Source organism: Thermomonas alba, from assembly GCF_022419205.1.
GTDB lineage: Bacteria > Pseudomonadota > Gammaproteobacteria > Xanthomonadales > Xanthomonadaceae > Thermomonas > Thermomonas alba.
This window is the reverse complement of sequence record NZ_JAJOZU010000002.1, coordinates 1-12,933: the sequence shown is the minus strand read 5'-3', so window position 1 is coordinate 12,933 and position 12,933 is coordinate 1. Positions and strand designations below refer to the sequence as shown.

Here is a 12,933-nt window from a genome sequence, read left to right as displayed (position 1 = left end):
TATTCGAATGGAAGACAGCAGGTTGTCGCGCCCGCCGCGCGGCGGACACGGCCTGACTATCGCATACCTGGGCGAGACTTGCGGCAGTGGGGGATGCTGCAACCGCACATCCAGCGGGCCGGTTCAATCGGGGATCTGGACGCGTTTCAGGCGCGCGCCGGCACCGGTTTTCACCAGCACCTGTGATCTTGCGCAGCCGAAGTGCTGCGCCACCAACGCTATTAGCTCGGCATTGGCCTTGCCGTCCACCGGTGGCGATTTCAGCTGCGCCAGCCACGTGCCGTCCTCCTGCCGCGTGAGCGCGGAGATGCGGCTGTTGGGTTTGGCCTTGATCATGAGGATCGGCATATGCACAGGATCGCATGGCCGGTGTGAGCACGAAAGCAAACGCCCGGCGTTGGCCGGGCGTTCGTGCGTTTGCGGGAAAATCTGCGGGAGGCAATCAGTTGCCGACTTTCAGCTTGCCGCCCTTGCCGAGGCCGCCCTGGACCTGCTGCGGCTTGTAGTCGCGCATCGCGCGCACCAGGTTGTTGTAGGCATTGGCGAACGCGGCCGCCAGCGCCTTGCCTTCCGGCGTGTTGCTGTAGCCGCCGAGCGCGCCGAAACCGCCGCCGGCCCCTAGCCCGAAATCGGTCTTGGTGGCGTTGCCCTGCGCCACGCCGATCTGCACACCGGAGCGGTTGTCGATCATGGTCAGCATGGTTTCGGCTTTCTTGAACTTCAGACCACCGACCAATGCCCCCACCGCGCCAAGAGGGCCGCCGAACGCGCCCAGCGCTGCACCGATGCCGCCGGCGTTGCTCTGCGAGAAGTTGATGCTGGGATTCAGGGTGTAGTCGGCGGCGACCATCTGGCCCTTGCCGAAGTCGCTGCCCTGGCGCAGTTCGCCGCTGTCCATCAGCGCGCGTTCCTGCATCATGTTGCGCATCGCGCGGCCGCGCTCGACCACCACGAAGCAGTTGGACTGCTGGATCAGCATGCGGATCACCGGCACCGTCGAGGGCAGGCGCAGGTCGGTGGTCAGGTAGCGGTACCAGTCGCCTTCCTGCTCCTCGACCACCGCGATCGTGCCCATCGGCTCGGCGCAGTGCTCCAGGTTGGCGGCGGCGCCCTGCGAGTTGGCGCCGGCGGCGGCGCCCTGCGGGTCGTTCTGCTTTTTGCTCCATTGCGCATGCGCCGGGAGGCAGGCGCTCAAGGCAAGGGCCAGGAAAGAAGTGGTGAGGTAGCGGTTCATGGGGATCCTGTCGGATGGGGGGATGGTGGAGGGTATGCCGACGGCGAGCTATAGGGACATTGGCGACTCAGCGGCCCCAGCGCGGCAACCGCCGGCGAACCGTCCGCATGCGGGGGACAACGTAATCCGGCAGCCCATCCCGGCCATACGGTGGATGGGCCTCGCCGGCGACCAGCGGCGTGAGGTAGCGGCGGGCGGCCGCGGTGATGCCATAGCCATCCTTGCGGATGAAGCGCGTGGGCATGGTTTTTTCGCGGTTGGCAATATCCGCAAGCGGTGCGATGTCCACGTGCCAGCGGTAGGGCGCATCACCATCGCGCACGATCACCGGCATCACCGCATTCTGTCCGGCCAGCGCGCACTCCACCGCGGCGCGGCCGACCGCCATCGCGTGCTCGAGGTCGGTCCGTGAAGCCAGATGACGGGCCGAGCGCTGCAGGTAGTCGGGCAGCGCCCAGTGCACCTTGTGGCCCAGTGCGTCCTTGACCCGCCCGGCCAGATAGGCGGCCACGCCGCCCAGCTGGGCGTGGCCAAAGCTGTCATGGCCGCCGGCCTCGGCCACGAAGCGGCCGTCGGCGGTGCGGATGCCCTCGCTGGCCACCACCACGCAGTGGCCGACGCGCTTGACCACCGCATCCACTCGGGCCAGGAAATCGGCCTCGTCGAACACCCGCTCTGGGAACAGGATCAGGTGTGGCGCATCATTGCGCCCGGTCCCGGCCAGGCCGGCGGCGGCGGCCAGCCAGCCGGCATGCCGGCCCATCGCCTCGTACACGAACACCCGGGTGGAGGTTTCCGCCATCGCCGCCACGTCCAGCGCGCATTCGCGCACCGACACGGCCGTGTACTTGGCGGCCGAGCCGAAGCCGGGGCTGCAGTCGGTGACGGCCAGATCGTTGTCGATGGTCTTGGGGACGGCCACGCAAGTCAGCGGATAGCCGAACTCGGCCGCCAGCTGCGAGACCTTGAGCGCGGTGTCGGCGGAGTCGTTGCCGCCGTTGTAGAGGAACCAGCGCACGTCGTGGGCGCGGAACACTTCCAGCAGGCGCTCGTACTTGGCGCGGTCCTCGGCCAGTGACTTCAGCTTCACCCGGCAGCTTCCGAACGCGCCGCCGGGGGTGTGCGCCAGGCCCTCGATCTCGGTGGCGGTGAGCGCGGAGGCGTCGATCAAATCCTCGCGCAGCGCGCCGAGGATGCCATTGCGCGCCGCCAGCACGCGCACCCTGCGCGCGCGCGCGGCCTTGAGCACCGCGGCAGCGGTGGCGTTGATGACGGCGGTGACCCCGCCGCTCTGTGCGTAGAGTAGATTGCCGGTCGGCATGACGGTCTCCGGGCGGGGGCTGGGCTGAATGCGGTAAGCTGACCAAGCAGCAGGCAGGTGCAGTCTAGCGCCGCCCTGCAATGACATTACATCAGGAGTCAATCGATGCGACTGGTTCTATTGGGCGCGCCGGGGTCGGGCAAGGGCACCCAGGCGGCACGGCTGAAGGAATATCTGCAGGTGCCGCACATCTCCACCGGCGATCTGCTGCGCGCCGAGGTCGCCGCCGGCACCCCGCTCGGCCGTCAGGCAGGCGAGGTCATGGCCCGCGGCGATCTGGTCAGTGACGAGATCCTGCTCGGCATGCTCAAGGACCGGCTCTCGCGCGAGGATGCCCGCAACGGCTTCATCCTCGACGGCTATCCGCGCAACCTGGCCCAGGCGGCCGCGCTGGATGCGCTGCTGCAGGAGCTGGGGCAATCTTTCGATTTCGCCGTGCAGCTGGCGGTGGACAACGAGCAGATCATTGCGCGGCTGGCCGAGCGTGCCAAGATCGAGGGGCGCGCCGACGACACCCCGGAGTCGGTGCGCCATCGCCTGAAGGTATACGACGAAAAAACCGCGCCCGTCATCGACTACTACCGTCAGCGTGGGCGCCTGGCGGTGGTGGATGGCGTGGGCTCGCTGGACGAGGTGTTCACCCGGATCGTGGAAGCGATCCAGAGCGGGCACGAGGTCGGCTGACTTTCGTGGGCGACCGGCGAAGCGGCGGGGTCTTGCACGTCGTGCCCCGATGCTCGCTTCGTCGCGAGGCCGGCCCCGCGCCGCTTCGCCTGCTTCGAGCCTTGGTCTGGATCATTTCGGGAGTCGCACGTGAAACTCCACATCCTCGGCATCGCCGGCACCTTCATGGGCGGCGTGGCCGCGCTGGCGCGCGAGCTTGGCCATGCGGTCGAAGGCAGCGACGCCAACATCTACCCGCCGATGTCCACCCAGCTCGAGCAGCTGGGCATCGCGCTGAAGCAAGGCTATGCGCCCACCAATCTCGCCGGTGATTGCGACGAGGTGGTGATCGGCAATGCCCTGTCGCGCGGCAACCCGGCGGTGGAGCACGTGCTGGACGCCGGAATGCGCTACACCTCCGGCGCGCAGTGGCTGGCCGAGCGCGTGCTGCCCGGGCGCACCACCCTGGCGGTGGCCGGCACCCACGGCAAGACCACCACCACCAGTCTGCTCGCGTTCCTGCTCGACCGTGCCGGGCGTGCTCCGGGTTTTTTGATCGGCGGCGTGGCCGAGGACTTCGGGGTGTCGGCGCGGCTGGGCGCTGGCCGTGAGTTCGTGGTCGAGGCCGACGAATACGACACCGCCTTCTTCGACAAGCGCAGCAAGTTCGTCCACTACCGGCCGCGGGTCGCCATCCTCAACAACTTGGAGTACGACCACGCCGACATCTTTCCCGACGTGGCCGCGATCCAGCGTCAGTTCCACCACCTGGTGCGTACCGTGCCGGGATGCGGCCGGCTGATCGTCAACGGCCACGACCAGCGCCTGGCCGAAGTGCTGGCGATGGGCTGCTGGACGCCGGTAGAGCGGTTCGGCTTCGATGCTGCTTTCGAATGGAGCGCGCGCAAGCTGCGCGAGGATGGCAGCGCCTTCGCCGTCTTCCATCGCGGGCGCGAGATGGGAAGGGTCGAATGGTCGCTGCTTGGCGACCACAACGTGCTCAACGGCCTGGCCGCACTGGCGGCCTGCGCAGCGGTGGGCGTGGACGTTGCCGCCGTCCTCCCGGCGCTGGCCGCCTTCCGCAGCGTGAAGCGCCGGCTGGAAGTGGTGGGCGCGCACGCTGGCGTCACCGTGTACGACGATTTCGCCCACCACCCTACCGCGATCGCCACCACCTTGGCCGGGCTGCGTGCGAAAGTGGGGCCGGCGCGCATCCTGGTGGCGATGGAACCGCGCAGCAATTCGATGCGGCTGGGCGCGCATGCGGATGCGCTGGCGCCGTCGCTGGAGCTGGCGGATGCCGTGGTCTTTCTGGCGCGACCGGAGCTGCCGTGGGACGCCGGCAAGGTGATCGCGGCGCTGCGCGGCGAGGGCGTGGCGGTGGCGGATGCCGAGGCCTTGATCGCGGCGCTGGTGGCGCGCGCGCGCGCCGGCGATCACGTGGTGTTCATGTCCAACGGCGGTTTCGACGGCGCGCCGCGGCGCTTCCTGCACGCCCTTCGCGCGCAATGAAATCGTTGCGCGGTCTGCCTGTCAGCGCGGGTGCGCCACCAGCTGCAGACGGCGATCCGCATCCGCAAGAGTCGCCAGTTCCGGCGGCAGCGCGTGGGTCGGGGTCGTTGGCGTCCACAGTGTGAGCAGGCGCAGTCGCCGCCGCAGCCGCATCTGATCGTAGCGCGCCACCCACAGCGGGGTGCCATCGGCCAGCCGCGCCGGCGCCGGCCACAGGCGCAGCACGGCGATGCGTTCAGGATCGACCGGATCGGCGCGGCGCAGCAGCAGCGCCTCCGGGCGGGCATCCAGCGCCAGCGGCAGCACCGGCCGCTGCGCGGGCGTCAGGCCATCGTCCAGCAGGCCCAGCACTGCCAGCCAGTCGGCCGCCGGCTGTACCTGCCAGCCCTGCGCCAGCAGGCGCTGCTGCAGCACGTCCAGGGGCCCTGCGATCTCCAGGTCGAAGCGGTGGCGCGGATCATGGATCCCGTGTGCGCGCCAGTCCGCCAGCGTCAGCACCCGCGCGGGTGGCGGCGGTTGGAACTGCGCCAGTGTCTGCGCCGCGCTGCGCGGGGCGTGCCAGCCGGCGGCCAGCGCGAACGCGCCGTAGAACGTCCACGCCAGCGGCCGCATCCAGAACGCGCGCTCGCGGCGGCGGCGGTAGGCGATGCCGATCAGCAGCAGCCACGCGCTGCCCAGCAGCACCCCGCCGAGGATGTCGGACAGCCAGTGCGCACCCAGGTACAGGCGCGCGAAGCCGACCAGCGCGGTGGCGATGCCGGCCAGCAGGTAGGGCCATACCCGCTGCCGTCCGGGCAGTTCGCGCGCGATCAGCACCGCAAAGAAGCCGAACACCACGGTGGTCATGGTCACCGCGATCGAGGGGAAGCCGAAGCCGGCGGCGGCGGTGGGCGGGCGCGGCATGTCCACCAGCGCGTCCAGCCCGGCGGTCAGCCCCAGCCCGACCGCGGCCGCGCCCAGCCAGTGTCCCGCCGCCAGCCAGCGCCGCCGCCACAGCAGCCACAGCAGCGCGGCCGCGAACGCGCTGCCCAGCACCGGCGCGCTGCCCAGCCCGGCCAGCGCGGCCATCATGCGGTCGGCCAGTGGGTTGCGCAGCGCGAACATCAGCGCGTGCACGTCGTGGTCCAGCCGCAGCGGGCCGCCGCGCAGCACCAGCGCGGCGCTCAGCCAGGCCCACAGCCAGGCCACCGCGAACAGGCAGACCGCCAGCAGCAGCAGCGGCGCGGTTTCCGGACGGCGGCGGTCGATCAGCGCGGCGGCATAGCGGCCCAGCAGCGGGTGCCGGTCGCTCCAGCGCAGCAGCCGTGCCAGCAGACTGTCGGCGTGCAGGGCGAACCAGCGCCAGCCGTACAGCACCATGGCCCACGCCAACGCCAGCGCGGCCAGCAGGGCGAGCAGCACCAGCACCAGCTTGTCTGCGACGGCTGCCACGGCTTCGTAAGCCTGGCCCAGCACCCAGCCGGGCAGCAGGAACAGCACCGCCCAGCTCACGCAGGCGAGCAGGCTGGCCTGCAGGTAGCGCACGGTCGGCATGCCCGCCATCCCGGCGATGGCGGGCACGAACGGGCGGATCGGCCCCACGTAGCGCGCGATCAAAATGCTTTTGAAGGCATTGCGGCGGAACGACCCCTCGCCGCGTTCCAGCATCTGCGGATAGCGCCGGAACGGCCACATGCCGCGCAGGCGATCGCCCCAGCGGCGGCCGATCCAGTAGCTCAGGCCATCGCCGGCCAGCGCGCCAAGCGCGGCGCAGGCCGCCGCGTATGGCCCGGACAGGGTGCCCATGCCGATCAGCACGCCGACCGGGATCAGCAGCGGCAGCGCCGGCACGAACGCGCCCAGGACGATCAGGGCATCGCTGAAGGCGATCAGGAAGATCAGCAGGCCCGCCGCGTGCGGGTGCGCGCCGATCCAGGCAACGGCGTTGTCGAACCAGGCGCTGGGCATGGCCGGATTATAGGTGCCGCAGGCTACACTTCCGCATGTCGAGGAATCTGAGTGAATGCGCATGTCCACGCTGGCCGGCAAGACCCTGTTCATCACCGGCGCCTCGCGCGGGATTGGCCTCGCGATCGCGCTGCGCGCGGCGCGCGACGGCGCCAACGTGGCGATCGCCGCCAAGTCGGCGGTGCCCAATCCGAAGCTGCCGGGCACCATCCATACCGCCGCCGCTGCGGTGGAGGCCGCCGGTGGCAAGGCGCTGGCCCTGCAGTGCGACATCCGCGACGAAGACGCGGTGCGCGCGGCGGTCGCGGCCACGGTGGACGCGTTCGGCGGGATCGACATCCTGGTCAACAACGCCAGCGCGATCTGGCTGCGCGGCGCGCTGGACACGCCGATGAAGCGCTTCGACCTGATGCAGCAGGTCAACAGCCGCGGCAGTTTCCTGTGCGCGCAGGCCTGCCTGCCGCACCTGCTGCAGGCTCCGAACCCGCACATCCTCACCCTGTGCCCGCCGCCCTCGCTGGACCCGAAGTGGTGGGGCCCGCATACCGCCTACACCCTGGCCAAGATGGGGATGAGCTTCGTCACCTTGGGCCTGGCCGCCGAGTTCGGGCCGCAGGGCGTGGCGGTGAATGCGCTGTGGCCGCGCACCCTGATCGCCACCGATGCGCTGAACATGATTCCCGGCGTGAGCGCCAGCAACGCGCGCACCCCGGCGATCATGGCGGATGCCGCGCACGCGGTGCTGGTGCGCCCGGCCGCGGGCTTCAGCGGGCGCTTCCTGATCGACGAGGACGTGCTGCGCGAGGCCGGCGTCACCGATTTTTCCGGCTATGCGGTGGATCCGTCGCAGCCGCTGCTGCCGGACCTCTACGTCGAGCCTTGACCCCGGCGTCATGGGATCATGGTGTATTCCCCCACGGAGATCCCACCATGAAGTACCTGCATACGATGGTGCGCGTGCGCGACCTCGAGGCCTCGCTGCGCTTCTACTGCGATGGCCTGGGCCTGCGCGAGGTGCGCCGGATGGAGAACCCGCAGGGCAAGTTCACCCTGGTGTTCCTGGCCGCCGACGAAAGCCCGGAGGCGGAGATCGAGCTGACTTACAACTGGCCGGACGCAAACGGCAACACCGAGGACTACGGCAGCGCCCGCAACTTCGGCCACCTTGCGTTCCGGGTCGCGGACATCTACGCCATCTGCCAGCACCTGCTGGAGATGGGCTACACCATCAACCGTCCGCCGCGCGATGGCCACATGGCGTTCGTGCGCTCGCCCGACCTGATTTCGATCGAGCTGCTGCAGCAGGGGCCTGCGCTGCCGCCGCAGGAACCCTGGGCGTCGATGCCCAACACCGGCGTCTGGTGAGCGCGATGACCCACGCGGAGGATCTGCTCGCGCTCGCGCGCGACGTACTGCTGCCGGTGTACGCGCCGCGCCAGCTGGTGCTGGCGCGCGGCCAGGGCGCGCGCCTGTGGGACAGCAGCGGCCGCGACTACGTGGACTTCGCCGCCGGCATCGCGGTCTGCAGCCTCGGCCACTGCGATCCGGAGCTGACCGCCGCGCTGGTCGAGCAGGCCGGCCGCCTGTGGCATACCAGCAACGTGTTCGTCAGCGAGCCGCCGCTGCGCCTGGCGCAGGAGCTGGTGGCCGCCTCGCGCTTCGCCGAGCGCGCGTTCCTGTGCAATTCCGGCGCCGAGGCCAACGAGGCCGCGATCAAGCTGGTGCGCAAGTGGGCCGCCAATGCCGGCCGGCCTCCGCAGCGGCGGGTGATCGTCACCTGCCGCGGCAGCTTCCACGGCCGCACGCTGGCGACCGTCACCGCCACCGCGCAGCCGAAGTACCAGCAGGGGTTCGAGCCGCTGCCGGAGGGGTTCCGCTACGTCGATTTCAACGACATCGCGCAGCTCGAAGCGGCGCTGTCCGGCGGCGACGTGGCCGCGGTGATGCTGGAGCCGGTGCAGGGCGAGGGCGGTGTGCTGCCGGCCGCGCCTGGCTACCTGCAGGCGGCGCGCGCGCTGTGCGACCGCTGCGACGCGCTGCTGGTGCTGGACGAGATCCAGTGCGGCATGGGCCGTACCGGCACGCTGTTCGCGCACTGGCAGGACGGCGTGGTGCCGGACATCGTGACCCTGGCCAAGGCGCTCGGCGGCGGATTTCCGGTCGGCGCGCTGCTGGCCGGTCCGAAGGTGGCGGGTGCGATGGTGGTGGGCGCGCACGGCACCACCTTCGGCGGCAATCCGCTGGCTGCGGCGGTGGCGCGGGTGGCGCTGCGGCGGCTGGCGTCGGAGGAGATCGTCGCGAACGTCGCGCGACAGTCGCAGGCGCTCCGCGATGGCCTGCAGGCGCTGAACCGCGAGTTCGGCCTGTTCGCCGAGGTGCGCGGTCGTGGGCTGATGCTGGGCGCGGTATTGAAGCCCGAACACGCCGGTCAGGCCGGCGCCATCGGCGACCTCGCGGCCGAATGCGGCCTGCTGTTGCTGCAGGCCGGTCCCGACGTGCTGCGCTTGGTGCCCGCGCTCAACATCCGTGATGACGAAGTGGCGGACGGCCTGGCGCGCCTGCGGCAGGCGCTCGCGGCGTTCGTGGGCGGCTGAGCCGCCCTTGGGGAAGGTCTGAACAACGCCATCCAGGCGTTGTCAGCCCACGCCGAGTCCGGTGCAGGCCCGGACTCGGCTCACACACATCATCGATCCCTTGCATGATGGAGGCGTGGCCGGCCTCCCTGGCCGGCGGGAACCTCTGAAGTTGATCAGAGGTTCCTTGTTAGCCCAGGGCCTGCGCGAAGTCGGCGATCAGGTCGTCGGCGTCCTCCAGCCCCACCGAGATCCGCAGCAGGTTCTGCGGCGACCGCGGGTTCGCCCCCTCCACCGAGGCGCGGTGCTCCACCAGCGACTCGCAGCCGCCCAGCGACGTGGCATTGGTGAACAGGCGCAGCCTGCCGGCCACCGCCAGCGCGGCCTCGCGGCCGCCGCGCAGCTCGATGCTGAGCATCGCGCCGAAGTCGCGCATCTGTGCCGCCGCGACCGCATGCCCTGGATGCGTGGGCAGACCCGGCCAGTTCACCCGCGCCACCGCCGGATGCGCCGCCAGGAATGCGGCGAGCCTGCGCGCATTCGCGCAATGCATGGCCATGCGCGCGCCCAGCGAGCGGCAGCCGCGCAGGATCAGCCACGCGCTGAACGGCGCCAGCACCGCGCCGGTGATGTGCAGCCGGTGCGCCACCTTGCGCGTGAAGTCGTCGTCGCGCGCGAACACCAGCGCGCCGCCCAGCACGTCGCTATGGCCGCCGAAATACTTGGTGGTCGAATGCATCACGATGTCCGCGCCCAGTGCCAGCGGGCGCTGCAGCAGCGGCGTGGCGAAGGTGTTGTCCGCCACCACCAGGGCGCCGGCGGCGTGGCCGAGGTCGGCGAGCGCCGCGATGTCGTAGACCTTCAGCAGCGGGTTGGACGGGGTTTCGACCCACAGCAGCGACAGCGGCCTCGCGCACGCTTCGCGCACGGCGTCGAGGTCGGCCATGTCGATGGTTTCGACCACCAGCCCGCGCTCCGGCAGGAACTCGCTGAACAGCATGCGCAGCCCGCTGTAGCAGTCGTCGGGGAACAGCACGCGGCTGCCTGCCGGCAGCGATTCCAGCAGGGTGGTCATCGCCGCCATGCCGGAGGCGAAGGTCAGCGCGGTGGCGCCGCCTTCCAGCGCGGCCAGCGCCTCGCGCAGGCGATCGTTGGTGGGATTGCCCTCGCGCTGGTACTCGTAGCCCCCCAGGCGCTCGCCGGCGGGGCCGTGGCGGAAGGTGGTGGACAGGTGGATGGGCGGGGCCACCGCGCCGGTGGCGGGGTCGGGCTGCTGGCCGGCATGCACCGCGAGGGTGCCCGGCAGGTGCGTGCTCATGCGGCGCTCCCGATGGCCTGGAACGCGGCTTCCGCGGCGCGGAGCGTTTCGGCGATGGTGGCGTCGTCATGCGCGCTGGAGATGAAGCCGGCCTCGAACGCAGATGGCGCAAGGTACACCCCGCGTTCGCGCATGGCGTGGAAGAAGCGGTTGAATGCGGCGATGTCGCAGGCCATCGCCTGCGCGAAGGTATCTACTCTCTCGGCGCTGAAGAACAGCCCGAACATGCCGCCCACGCGCTGGGTGGTGAACGCCACGCCAGCCTCGCGCGCGGCCGCTTCCAGGCCGTCACAGAGCGCATTGGTTTTTGCTTCCAACGCGGCGTAGAAGCCGGGCGCCTGCACCAGCTCCAGCATCGCCAGCCCGGCCGCCATCGCCACCGGGTTGCCGCTCAGTGTGCCGGCCTGGTAGATCGGGCCCGCGGGTGCGATCTGCCGCATCAGCTCGGCGCGCCCGCCGTAGGCGCCGACCGGCATGCCGCCGCCGATGATCTTGCCGAAAGTGGTGAGATCGGGCGTCACCCCGTAGCGCGCCTGCGCGCCCCCGAGCGCGACGCGGAAGCCGGTCATCACCTCGTCGAAGATCAGCAGCGCGCCATGCTGCGTGCACAGCGCGCGGAGGTGCTGCAGGTAGCCCTCGCGCGGCGGCAGGCAGTTGGCGTTGCCGACCACCGGCTCGATGATCAGCGCCGCGATTTCCTCGCCGCAGGCGTCGAACAGGGCCGTGGCGGCGTCGAAATCGTTGTATGGCAGGGTGAGGGTGAGGTCGGCCAGCGCCTTCGGTACCCCCGGCGAGGTCGGCACGCCGAAGGTCAGTGCGCCGCTGCCGGCCTTCACCAGGAAGCTGTCGCCGTGGCCGTGATAGCAGCCCTCGAACTTGACGATGCGGCTGCGGCCGGTGGCGCCGCGCGCCAGCCGGATCGCCGACAGGGTGGCTTCGGTGCCGGAGTTCACCATCCGCACCATCTCGCAGCTGGGCACCAGGCGGGTGATGGTTTCGGCCATCGTCACCTCGAGCGGATTCGGGGTGCCGAAGGACAGGCCGTCGCGGGCGGTGGCGATCACCGCCTCCAGCACCTTGGGGTGGTTGTGGCCGACGATCATGGGGCCCCACGAGCCGACGTAATCGATGTAGCGGTTGCCGTCCACGTCGTACAGGTAAGGGCCTTCGGCACGCTGCACGAAGAACGGCTCGCCGCCGACCGACTTGAAGGCGCGCACCGGCGAGTTGACGCCGCCGGGCAGCAGAGCCTGGGCGCGGGTGAACAGGGCGTGCGAACCTTCAGTGTGCATGGGCATGGCGGAAGTCTCGGGAAGAAGGGAGCAGCCGCTTTCGCTGGCCATCCGGCGGTGGGACAATCGCGGCGTGTTCGTCTGATTATCGCTCCGATGCCCGCTTCCGACTCTCTTGGCCCCTATCGCAAATGGATGTGCGTGGTCTGCGGCTACGTCTATGACGAGGCGCTGGGCGCGCCCGAGGACGGCCTGGCGCCGGGCACGCGCTGGGAAGACGTGCCGGAGACCTGGACGTGCCCGGATTGTGGCGTTACCAAAGATGATTTCGAGCTCTACGAGGGCTGATGCCGCGGCGGCGACGCGCCATCCTCACTTGCTGGCGGGGATGCCGGGCCCAAAGACCAGAACGGCGCCGTTTTGCAGCTTCAGCTGATCGGCCTGGCCGGCGTTGAGCTCGAGCACGTAGCGCGCGGGCGCCTTGCTCGGATAGGCTGGACAGGCATCGCCCAGCGTGCACGGCGGCACGTTGCGCTGCTGCGCCACCAGCTTGCGGTCGTTGTCGAAGTACAGGATGTCCAGCGGAATCTTGGTGTTTTTCATCCAGTATGCCTGCGGCTCTTGCGCCTCGTGGATGAACAGCATCCCGTGGTCCGGCGCCATCGCGTCGCGGAACATCAGCCCGCGCGCGCGCTGGGCGTCGTCCACCGCCAGCTCTACGCTGTAGCGGCGTCCGGCCAGTTCCACCCAGGGTTCTTGGGTGTCCGCACAGCCGGTGTTGGACAGGGCAAGAAGCGCGAGGAGAGCGAGGCGACGCACGGGGAAGGCTCCATGAAGGGGACAGCCGACTCTATCGCAGACTCGCGCGCTGCACGCACTTCGTCAACACGTCAAGTCTTCTCATCGCGTGCGGTCACGTGCATCATGCGCGGCCTGTCGCCGCCGGCCCAAGTCGGCGGCGGTCAGGGCAAGAGCAGTATCCGGTGCTTGACAGGCATATGGTTCCGGGTATGATGCGCGCCCTTGCCGAGGGGCTATGGTTTCCGAGGCGGGGTGGTAAAGAAGTTCATCGCGGGGTGTTGACAGTCGTCGAAACTCCTGTATGATGGGCGGCTCACTCGGGCGCTGATGCG

13 protein-coding genes are annotated in these 12,933 nt (G+C 70.0%); 6 read left to right on the top strand and 7 right to left on the bottom strand.

The features are described from left to right. Positions 1 to 123: 123 nt before the first annotated feature. The 3 genes from ML342_RS02575 to ML342_RS02565 form a co-directional block, all read right to left on the bottom strand. Complete coding sequence (locus ML342_RS02575; RefSeq protein ID WP_240125372.1) at positions 124 to 348, bottom strand: DUF167 domain-containing protein; 225 nt, start codon at positions 346 to 348, stop codon at positions 124 to 126. A gap of 94 nt (positions 349 to 442) precedes the next feature. Continuing rightward, entirely contained in the window at positions 443 to 1,234 is a 792-nt protein-coding gene (locus ML342_RS02570; protein WP_240125371.1) for a CsgG/HfaB family protein, read from the bottom strand. Between the two features lie 67 nt (positions 1,235 to 1,301). Next, the gene (locus ML342_RS02565; protein ID WP_240125370.1) at positions 1,302 to 2,555 is read right to left on the bottom strand and encodes a 6-phosphofructokinase; all 1,254 of its coding nucleotides are present in this window, start codon (positions 2,553 to 2,555) and stop codon (positions 1,302 to 1,304) included. A gap of 105 nt (positions 2,556 to 2,660) precedes the next feature. Here ML342_RS02565 and ML342_RS02560 point away from each other — a divergent pair, with 105 nt between their 5' ends. Both ML342_RS02560 and mpl read left to right on the top strand, forming a co-directional pair. Beyond that, positions 2,661 to 3,239, top strand: a complete 579-nt coding sequence (locus ML342_RS02560; protein ID WP_240125369.1) for an adenylate kinase — start codon at positions 2,661 to 2,663, stop codon at positions 3,237 to 3,239. A gap of 129 nt (positions 3,240 to 3,368) precedes the next feature. Then, positions 3,369 to 4,730, top strand: coding sequence for a UDP-N-acetylmuramate:L-alanyl-gamma-D-glutamyl-meso-diaminopimelate ligase (mpl, locus tag ML342_RS02555; protein WP_338064977.1), 1,362 nt, complete (start codon positions 3,369 to 3,371; stop codon positions 4,728 to 4,730). 21 nt (positions 4,731 to 4,751) lie between these two features. Here mpl and ML342_RS02550 read toward each other — a convergent pair whose 3' ends face one another. Then, positions 4,752 to 6,677, bottom strand: a complete 1,926-nt coding sequence (locus tag ML342_RS02550) for a bifunctional DedA family/phosphatase PAP2 family protein (RefSeq protein WP_240125368.1) — start codon at positions 6,675 to 6,677, stop codon at positions 4,752 to 4,754. Positions 6,678 to 6,738: 61 nt separating this feature from the next. Here ML342_RS02550 and ML342_RS02545 point away from each other — a divergent pair, with 61 nt between their 5' ends. The 3 genes from ML342_RS02545 to ML342_RS02535 are packed head-to-tail and all read left to right on the top strand — an operon-like array spanning position 6,739 to position 9,271. After that, the gene (locus ML342_RS02545) at positions 6,739 to 7,560 is read left to right on the top strand and encodes an SDR family oxidoreductase (RefSeq protein WP_240125367.1); all 822 of its coding nucleotides are present in this window, start codon (positions 6,739 to 6,741) and stop codon (positions 7,558 to 7,560) included. A 47-nt stretch (positions 7,561 to 7,607) separates the two neighbouring features. Then, entirely contained in the window at positions 7,608 to 8,042 is a 435-nt protein-coding gene (locus ML342_RS02540; protein WP_240125366.1) for a VOC family protein, read from the top strand. A gap of 5 nt (positions 8,043 to 8,047) precedes the next feature. Then, positions 8,048 to 9,271 (top strand): acetylornithine transaminase, encoded by a 1,224-nt coding sequence (locus ML342_RS02535; protein WP_240125365.1) that lies wholly within the window; start codon positions 8,048 to 8,050, stop codon positions 9,269 to 9,271. Between the two features lie 169 nt (positions 9,272 to 9,440). Here the strand turns inward: ML342_RS02535 and ML342_RS02530 are convergent, their stop codons facing one another. After that, complete coding sequence (locus tag ML342_RS02530; RefSeq protein ID WP_240125364.1) at positions 9,441 to 10,568, bottom strand: trans-sulfuration enzyme family protein; 1,128 nt, start codon at positions 10,566 to 10,568, stop codon at positions 9,441 to 9,443. Further along, positions 10,565 to 11,860: a glutamate-1-semialdehyde 2,1-aminomutase gene (gene hemL, locus ML342_RS02525; RefSeq protein WP_240125800.1), complete on the bottom strand. Its 1,296-nt coding sequence runs from the start codon at positions 11,858 to 11,860 to the stop codon at positions 10,565 to 10,567. Before hemL ends, ML342_RS02530 begins: the two co-directional genes overlap by 4 nt. 96 nt (positions 11,861 to 11,956) lie before the next feature. Between hemL and ML342_RS02520 the strand changes: the two genes are divergently transcribed. Next, positions 11,957 to 12,148, top strand: a complete 192-nt coding sequence (locus ML342_RS02520; protein ID WP_240125363.1) for a rubredoxin — start codon at positions 11,957 to 11,959, stop codon at positions 12,146 to 12,148. 24 nt (positions 12,149 to 12,172) lie between these two features. Here ML342_RS02520 and ML342_RS02515 read toward each other — a convergent pair whose 3' ends face one another. After that, complete coding sequence (locus ML342_RS02515; RefSeq protein ID WP_240125362.1) at positions 12,173 to 12,619, bottom strand: DUF192 domain-containing protein; 447 nt, start codon at positions 12,617 to 12,619, stop codon at positions 12,173 to 12,175. Between the last annotated feature and the right edge of the window lie 314 nt (positions 12,620 to 12,933).